Origin of the sequence: Pseudomonas sp. MF6767 (genome assembly GCF_016405475.1) — a bacterium.
Taxonomy (GTDB): Bacteria; Pseudomonadota; Gammaproteobacteria; order Pseudomonadales; family Pseudomonadaceae; genus Aquipseudomonas; species Aquipseudomonas paracarnis.
In genome coordinates this window covers 98,517-116,537 of sequence record NZ_JAEKCY010000001.1, presented here as the reverse complement: position 1 = coordinate 116,537, position 18,021 = coordinate 98,517, and the positions used below count along the sequence as shown (strand labels likewise).

The window sequence follows — 18,021 nt, the reverse complement described above, 5'->3', positions numbered from 1 at the left end:
AGGCATTTGGCCCGCACGCGCCAGCCCTACCATCGCATCAAAGGGCCCTGCGAGGGCCTCAACAATACGAAAGGCTGGGAGAGACGCGATGTTCAGCAAACAAGACCAGATCCAGGGATATGACGACGCACTGCTGGCGGCGATGAATGCCGAGGAGCAGCGCCAGGAAGATCATATCGAGCTGATCGCGTCGGAGAACTACACCAGCAAGCGCGTGATGGAAGCTCAAGGCAGTGGCCTTACCAACAAATACGCCGAAGGCTACCCGGGCAAGCGCTACTACGGCGGCTGCGAACATGTGGACAAGGTCGAAGCCCTGGCCATCGAACGCGCCAAGCAGCTGTTCGGCGCCGATTACGCCAACGTGCAACCGCACTCCGGTTCCTCCGCCAACAGCGCCGTGTACCTGGCGCTGATCAATGCCGGCGACACCATCCTGGGCATGAGCCTGGCCCACGGCGGTCACCTGACCCACGGCGCCAAAGTGTCGTCCTCGGGCAAGCTGTACAACGCGGTGCAATACGGCATCAACACCGACACCGGCCTGATCGACTACGACGAAGTCGAGCGCCTGGCGGTCGAGCACAAGCCGAAGATGGTCGTGGCAGGGTTCTCGGCCTACTCCAAGACCCTGGATTTCCCACGCTTCCGTCAGATCGCCGACAAGGTAGGCGCGCTGCTGTTCGTCGACATGGCCCACGTTGCCGGCCTGGTTGCCGCTGGCCTGTACCCGAACCCGCTGCCTTACGCCGACGTGGTCACCACCACCACCCACAAAACCCTGCGCGGTCCACGGGGCGGTTTGATCCTGGCCAAGGCCAACGAAGAAATCGAAAAGAAACTCAACGCTGCGGTATTCCCCGGCGCCCAGGGCGGCCCGCTGATGCACGTGATCGCCGGCAAGGCCGTGTGCTTCAAGGAAGCGCTCGAGCCCGGCTTCAAGGCGTACCAGCAGCAAGTGATCGATAACGCCCAGGCCATGGCCGAGGTGTTCATCAAGCGTGGCTACGATGTGGTCTCCGGCGGCACCGACAACCACCTGTTCCTGGTCAGCCTGATCCGCCAAGGCCTCACCGGCAAAGAGGCGGATGCCGCTCTGGGTCGCGCCCACATCACCGTCAACAAAAACGCGGTGCCGAATGACCCGCAGTCGCCGTTCGTGACCTCGGGCCTGCGCATCGGTACCCCGGCGGTGACCACCCGTGGTTTCAAGGTGCCGCAATGCATCGAGCTGGCCGGCTGGATCTGCGACATCCTCGACAACCTCGGCGACGCCGACGTCGAGGCCAACGTGGCCAAGCACGTGTCTGCCCTGTGCGCTGATTTCCCGGTTTATCGCTGAGCGCGGTTTTGGAGTAATGACTATGCAACGCTACTCAGGCTTCGGCCTCTTCAAGCACTCCCTCAGCCATCACGAAAACTGGCAGAAGATGTGGCGCACGCCGACCCCGAAAAAGGTCTACGACGTGGTCATCGTCGGCGGCGGCGGGCATGGTCTGGCGACCGCTTACTACCTGGCCAAGGAACACGGCATCACCAACGTGGCGGTGGTCGAGAAAGGCTGGCTGGGCGGCGGTAACACCGCGCGCAACACCACCATCGTGCGTTCCAACTACCTGTGGGACGAGTCGGCGCACCTGTACGAACACGCCATGAAACTCTGGGAAGGTTTGTCCCAGGACCTGAACTACAACGTGATGTTCTCCCAGCGTGGCGTGTACAACCTGTGCCACACCCTGCAGGACATCCGTGACTCCGAACGCCGCGTGAGCGCCAACCGCCTCAACGGTGTGGACGGCGAGCTGCTGAATGCCCAGCAAGTGGCCGATGAAATCCCGTATCTGGATTGCTCCAAGAACACCCGTTACCCCGTACTCGGTGCCACCGTGCAACGTCGCGGCGGCGTGGCTCGTCACGATGCCGTGGCCTGGGGCTTTGCCCGCGCCGCCGACGCACTCGGCGTGGACCTGATCCAGCAGACCGAAGTGATCGGCTTCCGCAAGGAAAACGGCGTGTGCATCGGTGTGGAAACCAACAAGGGCTTTATCGGCGCCAAGCGCGTCGGTGTGGTCACTGCCGGTAACTCCGGGCACATGGCCTCGCTGGCGGGCTTTCGCCTGCCGATCGAATCCCACCCGCTGCAAGCGTTGGTGTCGGAGCCGATCAAGCCGATTATCGACAGCGTGATCATGTCCAACGCCGTGCATGGCTACATCAGCCAATCCGACAAGGGCGACCTGGTGATCGGCGCCGGTATCGACGGCTACAACGGCTACGGCCAGCGCGGTTCGTACCCGGTGATCGAGCACACCATCCAGGCCATCGTCGAGATGTTCCCGGTGCTGTCACGGGTGCGCATGAACCGCCAGTGGGGCGGCATCGTCGACACCACGCCGGATGCCTGCCCGATCATCTCCAAAACCCCGGTACCGAACATGTTCTTCAACTGCGGTTGGGGTACGGGCGGCTTCAAGGCCACCCCAGGCTCAGGCAACGTGTTTGCCGCCAGCCTGGCCAAGGGTGAAATGCACCCACTGGCCGCACCTTTTTCCATCGACCGTTTCCACAACGGTGCGTTGATCGACGAACACGGCGCTGCGGCCGTCGCCCACTAACAGGAGAAATCCCCTATGTTGCATATCTTCTGTCCTCACTGTGGCGAACTGCGCTCCGAAGAGGAATTCCACGCGTCCGGCCAAGCGCACATCCCGCGCCCGCTGGACCCGAATGCCTGCACCGACGAGCAGTGGGGCGACTACATGTTCTTTCGCGATAACCCGCGCGGCCTGCACCACGAACTGTGGATCCATGCCGCCGGTTGCCGTCAGTATTTCAACGCCACCCGCGACACTGTGACCTACGAAATTCTTGAAACCTACAAGATCGGTGAGAAGCCTCAGTTCACCGCCAAGGCCTCTGGAGAGAAGGTATGAGCCAGATCAATCGCCTGTCCAACGGTGGCCGCATCGACCGTAATAAAGTCCTGACGTTTACGTTCAACGGTCAGAGCTACAAGGGTTTTGAAGGCGACACCCTGGCCGCAGCCCTGCTGGCCAACGGTGTCGACATCATTGGCCGCAGCTTCAAGTACTCGCGCCCAAGGGGCATCTTTGCCGCGGGCGCCGAAGAGCCGAACGCGGTGCTGCAGATCGGCGCCACCGAAGCCACGCAGATCCCCAACGTGCGCGCCACCCAACAGGCGCTGTACCAAGGCTTGGTTGCTACCAGCACCAACGGCTGGCCGAGCGTGAACAACGACATGATGGGGATTCTCGGCAAGGTCGGCGGCAAGCTGATGCCGCCGGGTTTCTACTACAAAACCTTCATGTACCCGCAATCGTTCTGGATGACCTACGAGAAGTACATCCGCAAGGCGGCAGGCCTTGGCCGGTCGCCCACCGAGAACGACCCGGACACCTATGACAACTTCAACCGTCATTGCGACGTGCTGGTCGTGGGCGCAGGCCCTGCGGGCCTCGCGGCTGCGCTGGCCGCTGCGCGCAGCGGTGCCCGTGTGATCATCGCCGACGAGCAGGAAGAGTTCGGTGGTTCGCTGCTCGATTCGCGCGAAAGCCTCGACGGCAAGCCGGCCACTGAATGGGTTGCCAGCGTCATTGCCGAATTGAAAGCCCTGCCGGACGTGGTGCTGCTGCCCCGCGCCACCGTCAACGGTTACCACGACCATAACTTCCTGACCATTCACGAGCGTCTCACCGACCATCTCGGTGATCGTGCGCCGATTGGCGTGGTGCGTCAGCGTATCCACCGTGTGCGTGCCAAGCGTGTGGTGCTGGCCACCGGTGCGTGCGAGCGTCCGCTGGTGTATGGCAACAACGATGTGCCGGGCAATATGCTCGCGGGTGCGGTGTCTACCTACGTGCGTCGCTACGGCGTGGCACCGGGTAAAAAGCTGCTGCTGTCGACCAACAACGATCATGCCTACCGCGTTGCGCTGGATTGGTTCGATGCGGGCCTCACCGTTGTTGCGGTGGCCGATGCGCGCCACAACCCACGCGGGGCTCTGGTTGAAGAAGCTCGCGCCAAAGGCATTCGCATCCTCACCGGCAGCGCCGTGATCGAGGCCCGTGGCAGTAAGCACGTGACCGGTGCCCGCGTGGCAGCCATCGACGTCAAGGCGCACAAAGTCACCAGCCCCGGCGAGTGGCTGGACTGCGACCTGGTCGCCAGCTCCGGCGGTTACAGCCCGGTGGTGCACCTGGCCTCGCACCTGGGCGGCAAGCCGACCTGGCGTGAAGATATTCTCGGGTTTGTACCCGGCGAAGCACCGCAAAAGCGCGTGTGCGTGGGTGGCATCAACGGTGTCTACGGCCTTGGCGACTCCCTCGCCGATGGCTTTGAAGGCGGCGTGCGTGCGGCCAGCGAAGCCGGTTTTGCCCCGGTTGAAGGCACGCTGCCAAAAGCCTTGAGTCGTCTTGAAGAACCCACCCTGGCGCTGTTCCAGGTACCCCACGAAAAAGCTACCGCACGGGCGCCAAAGCAATTTGTCGACCTGCAAAACGACGTGACCGCCGCCGCCATCGAACTGGCCACCCGCGAAGGTTTCGAGTCGGTGGAGCACGTCAAACGCTACACCGCGCTGGGCTTCGGCACCGACCAGGGCAAGCTGGGTAACGTCAACGGCCTGGCCATCGCCGCCCGTTCGCTGAACGTGACCATCCCGCAGATGGGCACCACCATGTTCCGTCCCAACTACACGCCGGTCACTTTCGGCGCCGTAGCGGGCCGTCACTGTGGGCACATTTTCGAACCGGTGCGCTACACCGCGCTGCAAGCCTGGCACGTGAAGAACGGCGCCGAGTTTGAAGACGTCGGCCAGTGGAAACGCCCGTGGTATTTCCCGCGTAACGGTGAAGACCTGCACGCGGCAGTGAAGCGCGAATGCCTGGCCGTGCGTGACAGCGTCGGCCTGCTGGATGCCTCCACCCTCGGCAAGATCGACATTCAAGGTCCGGATGCCCGTGAGTTCCTTAACCGCATCTACAGCAACGCCTGGACCAAGCTCGATGTGGGCAAGGCGCGCTACGGCCTGATGTGCAAGGAAGACGGCATGGTGTTCGATGACGGCGTCACTGCCTGTCTGGCCGATAACCACTTCCTGATGACCACCACCACCGGCGGCGCCGCCCGCGTGCTGCAGTGGCTGGAAATCTACCAGCAGACCGAATGGCCGGACCTCAAGGTGTACTTCACCTCGGTCACCGACCATTGGGCAACCATGACCCTGTCGGGCCCCAACAGCCGCAAGCTGCTCAGTGAAGTCACCGACATCGACCTGGACAAGGACGGTTTCCCGTTCATGACCTGGAAGGAAGGCCTGGTGGGCGGCGTGCCGGCGCGGGTGTTCCGTATCTCGTTTACCGGTGAGCTGTCGTACGAAGTCAACGTGCAGGCCGACTACGCCATGGGCGTGCTGGAAAAGATCGTCGAGGCCGGCAAAAAGTACAACCTGACCCCGTACGGCACCGAGACCATGCACGTACTGCGGGCCGAGAAGGGCTTCATCATCGTCGGGCAAGACACCGACGGCTCGATGACCCCGGACGACCTGAACATGGGCTGGTGCGTTGGCCGTACCAAGCCGTTCTCGTGGATCGGCTGGCGCGGGATGAACCGTGAAGACTGCGTGCGTGAAGAGCGCAAGCAGTTGGTGGGGCTCAAGCCGATCGACCCGAACGTGTGGCTGCCGGAAGGCGCGCAGTTGGTGTTCGATCCGAAGCAGACGATTCCGATGAAGATGGTGGGTCACGTTACCTCAAGTTATGCGCATAACTCCCTGGGCTATTCGTTTGCCATGGGTGTGGTGAAGGGCGGCTTGAAGCGCATCGGTGAGCGGGTGTTCTCGCCGCAAGCGGATGGCAGCGTGATCGAAGCCGAGATTGTGTCTTCGGTGTTCTTTGACCCCAAAGGTGATCGGCAGAACGTCTGACACCTGATCGTTCCCACGCTCTGCGTGGGAATGCATTCCGGGGCGCTCTGCGCCCCAAGGGCGGACGCAGAGCGTCCATGGCGGCATTCCCACGCGGAGCGTGGGAACGATCAACAGAATTCAGAACAGGTGCTTTATGACAGCAGCCAATGTTTACCAACAACGCCCCACCACCGGCGCCAAGGCCGAGTCGTCGCTGCACCATGCCGACCTTGCCAGCCTGGTCGGCAAGGGCCGCAAGAATGCCGGCGTGACCGTGCGTGAAAAGAAACTCCTCGGCCACCTGACTATCCGTGGCGATGGCCACGACGCCGCCTTCGCCGCCGGCGTACACAAGGCCGTCGGTATCGAACTGCCCGGCCCGCTGAGTGTGGTCTTCAAAGGTGAAACCAGCCTTCAGTGGCTCGGCCCGGATGAGTGGCTGTTGATCGTGCCGAGCGGTGAAGAGTTTGCCGCCGAGCAAAACCTGCGCGCCGCCCTGGGCGACCTGCATATCCAGATCGTCAACGTCAGCGGCGGCCAGCAGATTCTTGAACTGAGCGGCCCGAATGTGCGCGATGTGCTGATGAAGTCCACCAGCTACGACGTACACCCCAACAACTTTCCGGTCGGCAAAGCCGTGGGTACGGTGTTCGCCAAGTCGCAACTGGTGATCCGTCATACGGCTGAAGACACCTGGGAACTGCTGATCCGTCGCAGCTTCTCGGATTACTGGTGGTTGTGGTTGCAGGATGCCTCGGCTGAGTTCGGCCTGAGCGTTGTCGCATGATGATCATTCCCACGCTCCGCGTGGGAATGCATACCGGGACGCCCCGCGTCCCAAAAGCGGACGCAGAGCGTCCATGGCGGCATTCCCACGCAAAGCGTGGGAACGATCAGCCTGAGGAGTGACCCATGAGCCGCGCACCCGATACATGGATTTTGACCGCCGACTGCCCCAGCGTGCTCGGCACGGTGGACGCGGTCACCCGCTACCTGTTTGAGCAAGGCTGCTACGTCACCGAGCACCATTCGTTTGATGACCGCCTCTCGGGACGGTTTTTCATTCGTGTTGAGTTCCGTCAGCCTGACGGCTTTGACGAGCAGGCGTTCCGGGATGGCTTGGCCACCCGTGGTGAAGCCTTTGGCATGATCTTCGAACTGACGGCGCCGAACTACCGGCCCAAAGTGGTGATCATGGTCTCCAAGGCCGATCACTGCCTCAACGACCTGCTGTATCGCCAGCGCATCGGCCAGTTGTCGATGGATGTAGTCGCGGTGGTGTCCAACCATCCCGATCTGAAACCCTTGGCTGATTGGCACCAGATTCCCTACTACCATTTCCCCCTCGACCCCAACGACAAACCGTCCCAGGAGCGCCAGGTGTGGCAAGTGGTGGAAGACACCGGCGCCGAACTGGTGATCCTTGCGCGCTACATGCAAGTGCTGTCACCAGAGCTGTGTCGCAAGCTGGACGGCAAGGCCATCAACATTCACCACTCGTTGCTGCCGGGCTTCAAGGGCGCCAAGCCTTATCACCAGGCGTACAACAAGGGTGTGAAACTGGTGGGCGCCACGGCGCATTACATCAACAACGATCTGGATGAAGGGCCGATCATCGCCCAGGGCGTGGAAGTGGTGGATCACAGCCACTATCCCGAAGATTTGATTGCCAAGGGGCGGGATATCGAAGGGCTCACATTGGCGCGGGCGGTGGGGTATCACATCGAGCGGCGGGTGTTCTTGAACGCCAATCGCACGGTGGTGCTCTGACTGACGCCTTCGCGAGCAAGCCCGCTCCCACATTCGACAGCATTCCAAGGTTGGAACCCGATCCACTGTGGGAGCTGGCTTGCCTGCGATGAGGCCCTTACAAGCAACACAAGAAACAGCATCTGTACCCGAGCACTTAACGCGCTGCCCCAAGGGCAACGCAGTTCCATAAAAACAACAGCGAGGTGAAAGCATGTCTGGTAATCGTGGTGTCGTGTATCTCGGCAACGGTAAGGTCGAAGTACAGAAAATCGACTATCCCAAAATGCAGGACCCCCGTGGCAGGAAGATTGAGCACGGCGTCATCCTGCGCGTGGTCTCCACCAACATCTGCGGCTCCGACCAACACATGGTGCGTGGGCGCACCACGGCCCAGACCGGCCTGGTGCTCGGTCATGAAATCACCGGTGAAGTCATCGAGAAGGGCAGCGACGTCGAGAACCTGAAAATCGGCGACCTGGTGTCCGTGCCGTTCAACGTCGCGTGCGGCCGCTGCCGTTCGTGCAAGGAACAACACACCGGCGTCTGCCTGACCGTCAACCCGGCCCGTGCCGGTGGCGCCTACGGCTACGTGGACATGGGCGACTGGACCGGCGGCCAGGCCGAGTACGTGCTGGTGCCGTATGCCGACTTCAACCTGCTGAAACTGCCGGACCGTGACAAGGCCATGGAGAAAATCCGTGACCTGACCTGCCTCTCCGACATCCTGCCCACTGGCTACCACGGCGCTGTTACTGCCGGCGTCGGCCCAGGCAGCACTGTCTACATCGCGGGTGCCGGCCCGGTGGGTCTGGCGGCTGCCGCCTCCGCTCGCTTGCTGGGTGCAGCGGTGGTGATCATCGGCGACGTCAACTCGATCCGCCTGGCCCACGCCAAGGCTCAGGGTTTTGAAGTGGTCGACCTGTCCACCGACACCCCGCTGCACGAACAAATCGCCGCGCTATTGGGCGAGCCCGAAGTGGACTGTGCCGTTGACTGCGTGGGCTTCGAAGCACGCGGCCACGGCCACGACGGCGTCAAGGCCGAAGCCCCGGCCACCGTGCTCAACTCGCTGATGGGCGTGGTACGTGTGGCAGGCAAGATCGGTATCCCAGGCCTGTATGTGACCGAAGATCCAGGTGCTGTCGATGCCGCCGCAAAAATGGGCAGCCTGAGCATTCGCTTTGGTCTGGGCTGGGCCAAATCCCACAGCTTCCACACCGGGCAGACGCCAGTGATGAAGTACAACCGCCAACTGATGCAGGCGATCATGTGGGACCGTATCAACATCGCTGAGATCGTCGGCGTGCAGGTGATCAGCCTTGATGATGCGCCACGTGGCTATGGCGAGTTCGATGCGGGTGTACCGAAGAAGTTTGTGATTGATCCGCACAAGCTGTTCAGTGCGGCGTAAAGGCAAAGCAAACAAAGGGCGACCCGCGGGTCGCCCTTTGTTTAACAAAGACGCGCATCATTCTCGCGATGAGCTGCCAAGGCTCACCTGCCCGGGTGCAAGACCAAAAACTTCTACGCCCTCGGCGTTGGCATGGCCCACCTCTACGATCCGGCGTTCAATCGGCTGGCCCTCGCCTTTACGGTAAATCACGACCATTTCACTGCCTTCCTGGCTTATCGCTTCGGGCGCCACGATGATGGCCTGTTCATTGTGGTAGGCCGTGATGTTCAGGCGTGCGCTCATACCGGGACGGATACGCTTGGCCTGTCCTGGCGTCAATGCCGCCACGCTCAGTGTGACGGGAAACAGTGCACTGTCACCGGGGTCATCGCTGGGCAAGGCCAGGTTGCCGACCGCTTGCACATGGCCAAGCAGCGGCTCGCCGAGAAATCCATCACCCAGGATTTCAACGCGCTGTCCCGGTTGCAGCTGGTTGATATCCAGCTCGGATGCCGTAGTGACGATCTTCAGTGTTTCGGTATTGGCCAAACCCAGCAGAGCCTGATTCTGACTGACCCTTGAGCCGGTCTGTACGAGAGGCGTTACTTCGGCCCCTTGTGCGGCATTTACAGGAACAATAACGCCGGTGAACGGTGCTACCACGACTTGTTTGGCAATCAACCGTTGCAGCTGTTCGTACCTCACCGTGGCATTGGTCAGCTCCATTTCGGCAATCTGCCGAGCCTGCCCTTTCCCTTCGTCTAATAACGCGTTCAGCTCGTTTTGAGCGCTGCTGCGTTCAAGTCGTTGCAACTTCGTTTGCTGCTCCAGTTCGTCAAGTTCGTTGCGCGCAATAATGCCGCGTTCGAACAGATGGCGGTTTTCTCGTAGCCTGCCTTCCAGGTTGCTCAGTGAGATGTCGGCGGTGCGTAACGCACGACGCGCTCGTGTGACTTGAGTGCCATTTTCCCAATTGTTCAACTCGTGCACGGTTCGTTGGGCTTTGAGTTGCCCGGACAGGGCTTCGCGTAACTGCAGCTCGATCAGCGTAGGGTCCATGCTCAGAAGCGCTTGGCCTTTCTGTACCCACTGGCCCTGTTCGGCTTCGAGGGACTGGATAACGCCTTCGAATGGTGCATTGAGCACTATGGTTTGGATAGGCTCGAATTTTCCGACCAGGCCGATATGTAGTGTCATTGGCTTGGTTTGCACGCTCACCCATTGCGGTGCGGGGGGCGGCGCAATCGCAACTTTTTTCACGATCAATGCAGCGCCAATCAACGCTATCAGCATCATCGAACCTATGCGCCAATAGTGCGAGTGACAGGCCTTTTCAGTGTGGGCCTTCAAGTGCAATCTCCCATTTTTCCAAGGTCATGCCGAGGGTTTCGTCCAATTGCGTCTGGGCGTTCAGATAAGCGATGAGTGCGTTGATACGTGCATTTTCCGCATCGCGCAGATCGTTTTCGAAACTGATGATTTGAAAATTGCTGGAGCGCCCGACGCTGAGTTTTTCGCGCTCGATGTCCAGCTTGCGCGTGGACAGTTCGTTGGCACGCAGGGCGATTTCATATTGACGCCAGCGGGTGCCCAGTTCGCGCACTACGTTGCTGACGTTGCGTTCCAATTCTTGACGGGCGTCGGCGATTAGCAACTGCTGTTGTTCTACATTGATACGCGCACGTGTCTGCGCTTGGCGGGTGCTGATGTCGCCGATGGGGATTTCCAACTGAAGGCCGGTATAGCTTTCCCAGCGCCGAGCAGAGCCGGTGCCTGGGTGCTCACGCACCTGACTGGCACCCGCCACCAGAGAGAGGTCCCAGCGAGCGGCATCCTTGGCGAGGATCATGTCCAACGCGGCCTGCTGGCCATTGAGCAATGTGGAGAGGTACTGAGGTTGCTGAGCTTGCTGAGCTTGCGCCAGGTGTATGGCTTGTGGCAGATCGACCTCCAGTGGAGTTGCCTGTACGGCCTCGGTGGCCTGAATGTTCGTGGACAAATCCAGTGCCAGCAGGCGCAGCAGGGCGAGGCGTTGAATATCCAGCTGGTTTTGCGCTTCTTCGACACTCAGTTCCTGGACGGCGATGTCAGCTTCGGTCTGCACGATTTCAAATTGAGCCATGCGCCCGGCGTTGATCAGTGCTTTGTTCACCGTCAACAAGGCCTGCGCCCTTTGAAGCGACGCCTGGACGATGCCCAGTTGCTCCTGAGCCCTGATCAGCTCCCGATAGGTTGTGATGATGGTGGAGACCGTTTGAGAAATATTCGCCTTGAGGTTCAGGCGGTTGGCTTGCTCTGACAGTCTTGCGAGCCGCAGGGGGGCGGTGGTGACATCCGGGCCGGATCCGCGCAATAACGGTTGGATTATTTCCAGGTTTATCCCGTCGCTGCGCAGGTGGCCCACCTGCTCGGAATGGTTGAGCTGCTGGGTCCATCCCACGTTCAAGCGCGTGCCGTACTGTCCGAGCAACGTAGCCGTGGGGGTAAGTGCGAGTTGACGAGCTTGGTCTTCGCTGCTTCTGATGTTTGTGTATTCACTCTTGAGCAAGAGTTTTGGCTTGAACGCGTCTTCAGCCACGCGCAGGTCGAATTTTTGGCCCTCCCTTTGCAAGTAAGCGCTGCGTATTTCACGGTTGTTGCGCAGGCCAAGGTAAAGGGCATCCGCCAGACTCATGCCGATAGTCTGCTCGCTTAACAGCGAGGAGGCTTTGGTATTCTGGACACACAAGAAAAACGCTGCGGTCAGCACCAGGTATCTACTCGTCTTCACGCAGCGCTTCCACAGGTTGTAGCCGCGAGGCGGAAAGGGCGGGGTAAAGCCCAAAAAACATACCGACTACTATCGCGCTGCCAATGCCCAATGGCACCGACATTGGCGACAGCGCGAAGCTCCATCCCGATACACGGGCATAAATGAGGGCCAAGCCGACGCCCAGGATGGCTCCGGTAAGTGCTCCAAAGGTGGTCAAGGTCAGTGCTTCGATCATGAACAGGTTGCGGATATCGCGGGGACGAGCGCCCATGGCCATGCGCAAACCGATTTCTCGGCGCCGTTGCGCGATGCTCATCAGCATGACGTTCATCACCCCGACACCACTGGTGATAAGCGAAATGCCAGCGAGGGCGGCTAGCAGATAGGTGAAGGTTCGATTCTGTTGGGACAGGCCGTCGATGATCTGCTGGGGGACCAGAACGTCGATGTCCTGGCCGGGAAATAGCTGTCTTAATCCGTGTTTGAAGTCGGACGCCACGCTACCAATAGGACGCGCGCCCGGAGCACGTGCGAAAACGTGGGTGACTGGCGCCCAAGCTTGTAGTCGGCTGACACCTTGCAGTGGAATAAACATGGAGGTGTTGGGGTCGAACGGAGCAATCGCCGACGCAAACCGTGGATGCAGAACGCCTATGACTTGGAACAGTGCATGTTGCACTCGTAGTGTGTCGCCTATGCGCACCGGCGTGCCAGCGCTGGAGAGTTCATCGGCGAGCTGGCGGCCTATCACTGCATGAGTGGCTTGGTCATCGAATTCGCTCAGAAAACGCCCTTCATGCACTTCCAAGCCCAACGCCTGTTTCAGTGGGGGCGTTGAGCCGATCAGTTGGATAGAAATGTCGCGCCCCTTGAACGTCACTGAGTTGCCCATCAGGGCAACGGGTGCAATGTTCACTAAATCAGGGACTTTATTGCGCAGTTGAGTAATGCCTGCGGGCAGCGGCGAGGTTTGCCTCGTATCTGCGGCATTTGAAACCTGTGCAACTAGTGTATCGACACCCATTCCCTGGAAGATTGCAGCGGCTTCTTCGGCGGCGTTGTGACCGATATTGATGAGGGCGACCACCGAGCAGCTCCCCATGACGACGCCGAGAAGGGTGAGCACTGCGCGTTTGCCCAAGGTCCGCAGGTTGGTTCTGACGTCATGTATCAGGTCGCGAAAAGTTTGGCTCCCGCCGCTCATCAGTTCTGACACGGTTCGTGCTCACGCAGGGTTCGGTCCTGAACGAAGATTTGTCTGTCCAGGCGCGCGGCGATGTCTAAATCATGGGTGACGACAATCAGCGTGACGCGGTGCTCACGATTGATTGCCAGCAACAATTGCAGAATGTCGTTTGCCGTGCGGCTGTCCAGATTGCCAGTGGGCTCGTCCGCGAGAATCAGGGAAGGCTCCCCCACGAGAGCTCGCGCAATTGCGACTCGCTGTCGTTGGCCGCCAGACAGATCGGCGGGTAGGTGATGTGCCCGGTGGCTGAGGCCGACCTGGTCGAGTCTGTGCATGGCACGCTGCAGGGCTACTCGCCGGCCAAGGCCACGGTAGGAGAGAGGCAAGGCGACGTTGTCCAGTGCGCTGAGGCGTGGCATCAGGTTGAAGTTCTGGTAGATGAAGCCTAGGTGTCGGTTGCGTAACACGGCCAGTTGATCCGGTGTCGCCTTGGATGTGTCGTGTCCGTAAAACTCATACCGCCCTTCATCAGCCCGGTCCAAGAGGCCGAGTATGTTAAGTAATGTGCTCTTACCTGAGCCCGAAGTGCCAAGCACGGCACAGTGGTCACCTGCGTTTATCTGCAAGTTTATGTTCTCAAGAATTGAGATGGGCTGTTTGGCAAGTTGATAATACTTGCATACGCCCTGCAGCGAGAGGGCGAGCGGGGGGGCAGGGATCACGAGCATTTGAAGTTCAGGATGTTCGATAAAAGAGGCGGGATGGCGACAATGTATTTGACTGTTCGCATGCAAACAACAAACCGTGTGCGAGTTGTCTTTTCATTTGGCTAGGTGCCTGACGCCGGTGCTTTTGTAAATGCAAGAGCACCAGCGGCGAACAATCAGCGGCTTAGATCGAGATAAAGCATCTAGGGTCGGACCCGGACTTATCAAATATCATCTCAATTTCCGCACTTCGCAAACCGGGGTTATAGTTGGCCATTTTCAAATCATGCCATTGCCTGTCCTGCTTCATGGCATCTGCTGACTTTGTCACGCGGGTTCCATTTCGGCTGACGGTCTTGATATTGACATTGGCTTTGCTTCTGTCGGTGTGCCCGTCGGTTTTCACAATTCGGTACCTGTCTACGCGCACGTAATGTATGGTACTTCCGCTACCGGCAATAACGCCTTGAACGTAGCCGACAAACTTCCCAGTGCTGCATGAATGAGAAAATGCTGATTCAGTGACAGCTTGATTTGAGAAAGAGTTTCCAATCGGAACAGTGATGGTGCCGATAGCGCTCGCTAACCCGCTCGCACTTGCAACGGCCGGAAGGCCGAACAGCGCAATTGCAAGTAGTCCGGGTTTTAAGAAGGATTTAAACATGTCGTTCTCCGAAAAATTCATTGCTGTTTTCGGCACTTCGTGAGGGGCCTGGCCCGTGGCTTGGTTGTTGTTAGAACGGGTTGGCTGCAGTCTGATAGTTTTCTATTGTTAGTTAAGTAGGACTTGTCTGAGGTTTGCTATTTCCAGCAAACCCGCTTCTACAGGTTCTTTGGAAACTGCCAGTTGATGCGCAAGCAAACAAAGGGCGACCTGCGAGTCGCCCTTTGCATCACTTAAGCGCCGTCAACCGCAAATAGGGATCGGCCACCTCACCATTTTTTATCAAGCGTTTTCCACCGTAATCACAGTGCACCTTACCGTCGCGCACGTTGATGGCTTCTGCCTGCAATGCGTATTCCGGGTCCAGAAAATCATCGTTGGTCCCGGCGGTTTGCCCCGTCCATGTTTTGCCTTGGGTTTGGGCTGAATACTGATAGCCCTCGCCATAAGGTGGCGGCAGGTCGGGGTCTGTGTAGGGTTTTGAATGGATGTCGCTGACGGCAGGGCATTGGCCCGTGTCGACGGCCGCGTTGCGGGCTGGCAGGTTGTAGGCGGTGACTAGGGAAAAGAGATTAGGTACCCATCCGATCATCGTTATAACTCCTTGTCCACGAGGTAGTCCTCCCTGCTCTGCGCTGGGAGGCCGATCTGAGTGGGGCGTTACACGGGTTAGGTTCCTTGGAAGCTGCTACAGCAGGTTACGGGACATGCAACGGGTCGGCCGGTGAGTCTGCAAATGAGACCATCTCTGGGAGCAGGCTCACCCGCGAAGGCGATGTGTCAGTCACTGCATTATCGCTTTCGCAGGCAAGCCAGCTCCCACATTTGATCTTTGTTGCTTTGAACATTGCGTTCGCTTAACGGATCGGCATCAGGGCAAGCCCACTCCTACATTTAAACCGAGTGTCAGCCGGTGATTAGCGCGTGGCCAGGGCGCCTTGGTAGACGGTCGGCCCTGTCGGTTGCTTGCTCACCGAGCCACCCTTGGTTTCCGAACTCACCATCAGCTCCACCGGCTTGCTGATGCTTTCTTGCTGGCGCGGATTCAGGCCGATGATGCCTTTGCCATCCTCCGGCAGCAGGCCAAGGGATACCGGTGTGCCGTCTTTGGGAATCGCCCAGAGTTCAAGGCTTTGGTCCGGTGCTGGCGCCGTGGAGGCAATCGGCTGCACTTCCAGGTAATCCTTGTGGGCCATGATTTGTGCGGCTGGCTGCTGGGTCGTGGTCACCAATGTCGCCGCGGATTTGACGCTGTCCTGGGTGTAGAGCGCGCCGCCGATACCGGCAACCACTACCGCACAGGCGCCGATGAACAGGCGAGGGCGGCTCCAGAACGCAGGCTTGTGCTCAATCACTGGGGGTTGGATCGCAGTCATAAGTCTCTTCTCGACAAATTTTGTAGTCAGTTCATGGACCCGCTTATCCCCGATGGGTTCCTCAGGGGCTCCGGAACAACCGACGGGATACCCAGTCCAACGCCTGCGTTTACCCCTATACCCAGAGGTTGTTTCGATGAAGATTTCACGCGGTTTTGCCCTGTCCTGCCTGTTGACCGTGGCCGCCGGCCCGGTGTTCGCCGCAGGTTTCAGCCTTGGCGATGCAGCCAATGCCATTTCCGGCATGCAGGGTGGCAACAACAAGGCTGCCGCCGCCGCGCCCACCTCGGAGACGGCCGACCTGCTGACGGCCTTGACCTCGCAACTGAACATCACCCCCGAGCAAGCGGTGGGCGGCACGGGCGCCATGCTGGGCCTGGCCAAGAACAAACTGAGCGGCAATGACTTCTCGCAGCTGAGTAACAGTGTGCCGGGCCTCGACAAGCTGTCGGGTGATAACGCATTGGGCAGCCTCGGTGCCTTGAGCGGCATGCTCGGCCAATCCGGTGGCAGCAAGACCAGCGGCCTGGACGGCCTGTTGGGCAACGTGAAAAGCACCAATGACTTGAACACCGCCTTCAGCGCATTGGGCATGGACAGCGGCATGGTCGGCCAGTTTGCCCCGGTGATCCTGAAATACCTGGGCGGCGAGGGCGCCAGCAGTTCCGTACTGGGCAAATTGGCTCAGGCCTGGGGTACCGGCAGCTAAGGCTCTTGGCGCAGTTGTTCGATGCGCGCATCCTTTTCCATCCAGAGCTGGTTGACCCAGTTCTGGACGGTCTGGCGAAACGCCGGATCGTTCTCGTAATCCCCTTGCCACAACGCCGGGTCCAGCTCGCGGGTGCGGATATCCACGATCACCTTCGGCACTGCGCCGCTGATCAAGTCCCAGAACCCCGGAATCTTTTGCTGCGGATACACCACGGTCACGTCGAGGATCGCGTCCAGTTGTTCGCCCATCGCCGCCAGCACAAATGCCACGCCGCCCGCCTTGGGCTTGAGCAATCGGGTAAACGGTGACGCCTGCTGCTTGCGCTTGGCCTCGTTGAACCGCGTGCCCTCCAGGTAATTGACCACCGTGACCGGCTGGCGCTTGAACAGCTCGCAGGCCTCTTTGGTGATCTTCAAATCCTGCCCCGCCAGCTCCGGGTGCTTGGCCAGGAACGCCTTGGTGTAGCGTTTCATGAAGGGGTAATCCAGCGCCCACCAGGCCAGGCCGAGGAAGGGCACCCAGATCAGTTCTTTTTTCAGGAAGAACTTGAAGAACGGCGTGCGCCGGTTCAATGCCTGGATCAGCGCGGGAATATCGACCCAGGATTGGTGGTTGCTGATCACCAGGTAAGAGGTATCGCCGCGCAGGTCTTCGCCACCGCGAATATCCCATTGGGTGGGGATGCACGCGGCGAAGATCAGCTTGTCGATCTCGGCCCAGGTCTCGGCGATCCACATCACCGCCCAGGACGCATAGTCACGCGAGCGGCCCGGCGCCATCAGCTTGAGCAAGGCGAAGACCATCAAGGGGCCGATCAGGATCAGCGTGTTGACTAACAGCAGCAGTGTAACCAGACAGCCGGTGAGCAGGCGGCGCATAAGCAACTCTTGGAATTCTGTGGGCGGGCCATGATAAGCAAGGTGAGTCTAGAGGCCAAATCGCAAATTGCCCGACGAATGTTTCACACTGTGCGCGATATGCTCGGTCATCCAACTAAGTGCTGTGTTTGCGGTCTAGACTCCGCCCACTTCTTTCGAGGAAATCCTGCCGTGAAATTGCTCCTTGCCGCGTTCGCCCTGGTTGCTGTGCCTGTCATGGCCGCCGAACCGACCCTCTACGGTCGCTACGAATACATCCAGTTGCCGGAGATCGGCCAGACGTTCAAGGCCAAGATGGACACCGGCGCGCTGACCGCCTCGCTGTCGGCGCGCGACATCGAAACCTTTCAGCGCGACGGCGATGACTGGGTGCGCTTCCGCCTCGGCGGTGAAGACGCGGGTAACAAGGTCTATGAGCACAAGGTGTCGCGCATCAGCAAGATCAAGAGCCGCGCCGACGAAGATGATGACAAGGACGAAGCCAGTGTGGCCAAGCGCCCGGTGATCGATCTGGAGATGTGCCTGGGCGACGTCAAGCGCACCGTCGAGGTCAACCTCACCGACCGCAGCAGCTTCAACTACCCGCTGCTGATCGGCGCCAAGGCCTTGCGTGAATTTGGCGCTGCGGTAAACCCGGCACGTCGCTACACTGCCGACAAACCGAACTGCTGA

General features: G+C 59.7%; 17 protein-coding genes. 9 read left to right on the top strand and 8 right to left on the bottom strand.

Going from position 1 to position 18,021, the window contains the following annotated elements; translation table 11 throughout:
- Positions 1 to 88 precede the first annotated feature (88 nt).
- The 7 genes from glyA to fdhA all read left to right on the top strand — a co-directional run bounded on the left by glyA (position 89) and on the right by fdhA (position 9,092).
- Positions 89 to 1,342, top strand: a complete 1,254-nt coding sequence (gene glyA / locus JFT58_RS00520; RefSeq protein WP_017738444.1) for a serine hydroxymethyltransferase — start codon at positions 89 to 91, stop codon at positions 1,340 to 1,342.
- Positions 1,343 to 1,364: 22 nt separating this feature from the next.
- Positions 1,365 to 2,615 (top strand): sarcosine oxidase subunit beta, encoded by a 1,251-nt coding sequence (locus JFT58_RS00515; protein WP_003176546.1) that lies wholly within the window; start codon positions 1,365 to 1,367, stop codon positions 2,613 to 2,615.
- Positions 2,616 to 2,630: 15 nt separating this feature from the next.
- The gene (locus JFT58_RS00510) at positions 2,631 to 2,933 is read left to right on the top strand and encodes a sarcosine oxidase subunit delta (RefSeq protein ID WP_003194855.1); all 303 of its coding nucleotides are present in this window, start codon (positions 2,631 to 2,633) and stop codon (positions 2,931 to 2,933) included.
- Positions 2,930 to 5,947: a sarcosine oxidase subunit alpha gene (locus JFT58_RS00505; protein WP_054896756.1), complete on the top strand. Its 3,018-nt coding sequence runs from the start codon at positions 2,930 to 2,932 to the stop codon at positions 5,945 to 5,947. The genes JFT58_RS00510 and JFT58_RS00505 overlap by 4 nt, the downstream gene beginning before the upstream one ends.
- A 136-nt stretch (positions 5,948 to 6,083) precedes the next feature.
- Positions 6,084 to 6,716, top strand: a complete 633-nt coding sequence (locus JFT58_RS00500; RefSeq protein WP_014720232.1) for a sarcosine oxidase subunit gamma — start codon at positions 6,084 to 6,086, stop codon at positions 6,714 to 6,716.
- 125 nt (positions 6,717 to 6,841) lie between these two features.
- On the top strand, positions 6,842 to 7,699 hold the full coding sequence (gene purU, locus JFT58_RS00495) for a formyltetrahydrofolate deformylase (RefSeq protein WP_005792124.1): 858 nt from the start codon (positions 6,842 to 6,844) through the stop codon (positions 7,697 to 7,699).
- 193 nt (positions 7,700 to 7,892) lie between these two features.
- Complete coding sequence (gene fdhA / locus JFT58_RS00490) at positions 7,893 to 9,092, top strand: formaldehyde dehydrogenase, glutathione-independent (protein WP_014720230.1); 1,200 nt, start codon at positions 7,893 to 7,895, stop codon at positions 9,090 to 9,092.
- 57 nt (positions 9,093 to 9,149) lie between these two features.
- Here the strand turns inward: fdhA and JFT58_RS00485 are convergent, their stop codons facing one another.
- From JFT58_RS00485 to JFT58_RS00455, 7 genes are all read right to left on the bottom strand, one after another.
- Positions 9,150 to 10,424 (bottom strand): efflux RND transporter periplasmic adaptor subunit, encoded by a 1,275-nt coding sequence (locus tag JFT58_RS00485; protein WP_371264135.1) that lies wholly within the window; start codon positions 10,422 to 10,424, stop codon positions 9,150 to 9,152.
- The gene (locus JFT58_RS00480) at positions 10,408 to 11,826 is read right to left on the bottom strand and encodes a TolC family protein (protein WP_233095377.1); all 1,419 of its coding nucleotides are present in this window, start codon (positions 11,824 to 11,826) and stop codon (positions 10,408 to 10,410) included. Before JFT58_RS00480 ends, JFT58_RS00485 begins: the two co-directional genes overlap by 17 nt.
- A gap of 4 nt (positions 11,827 to 11,830) precedes the next feature.
- Positions 11,831 to 13,042: an ABC transporter permease gene (locus JFT58_RS00475; protein WP_371264136.1), complete on the bottom strand. Its 1,212-nt coding sequence runs from the start codon at positions 13,040 to 13,042 to the stop codon at positions 11,831 to 11,833.
- A complete protein-coding gene (locus JFT58_RS00470; protein ID WP_054896759.1) occupies positions 13,030 to 13,740 on the bottom strand; it encodes an ABC transporter ATP-binding protein in 711 nt (236 codons plus the stop codon). Before JFT58_RS00470 ends, JFT58_RS00475 begins: the two co-directional genes overlap by 13 nt.
- A 163-nt stretch (positions 13,741 to 13,903) precedes the next feature.
- The gene (locus JFT58_RS00465) at positions 13,904 to 14,383 is read right to left on the bottom strand and encodes a hypothetical protein (RefSeq protein ID WP_054896760.1); all 480 of its coding nucleotides are present in this window, start codon (positions 14,381 to 14,383) and stop codon (positions 13,904 to 13,906) included.
- Positions 14,384 to 14,612: 229 nt separating this feature from the next.
- Positions 14,613 to 14,975, bottom strand: a complete 363-nt coding sequence (locus JFT58_RS00460) for a hypothetical protein (RefSeq protein WP_034128871.1) — start codon at positions 14,973 to 14,975, stop codon at positions 14,613 to 14,615.
- 325 nt (positions 14,976 to 15,300) lie between these two features.
- Positions 15,301 to 15,759, bottom strand: a complete 459-nt coding sequence (locus JFT58_RS00455) for an anti-sigma factor domain-containing protein (protein ID WP_054896761.1) — start codon at positions 15,757 to 15,759, stop codon at positions 15,301 to 15,303.
- A 136-nt stretch (positions 15,760 to 15,895) separates the two neighbouring features.
- Between JFT58_RS00455 and JFT58_RS00450 the strand changes: the two genes are divergently transcribed.
- Positions 15,896 to 16,468: a DUF2780 domain-containing protein gene (locus tag JFT58_RS00450; protein ID WP_054896762.1), complete on the top strand. Its 573-nt coding sequence runs from the start codon at positions 15,896 to 15,898 to the stop codon at positions 16,466 to 16,468.
- On the opposite strand, the gene JFT58_RS00445 is transcribed toward JFT58_RS00450, so the two are convergent.
- On the bottom strand, positions 16,465 to 17,349 hold the full coding sequence (locus tag JFT58_RS00445) for an acyltransferase (RefSeq protein ID WP_054896763.1): 885 nt from the start codon (positions 17,347 to 17,349) through the stop codon (positions 16,465 to 16,467). The two genes, JFT58_RS00450 and JFT58_RS00445, sit on opposite strands and share 4 nt — an antisense overlap.
- Before the next feature lie 171 nt (positions 17,350 to 17,520).
- On the opposite strand from JFT58_RS00445, the gene rloA2 reads away from it, so the two are divergent.
- Positions 17,521 to 18,021: a retropepsin-like aspartic peptidase RloA2 gene (gene rloA2 / locus JFT58_RS00440; RefSeq protein ID WP_054896764.1), complete on the top strand. Its 501-nt coding sequence runs from the start codon at positions 17,521 to 17,523 to the stop codon at positions 18,019 to 18,021.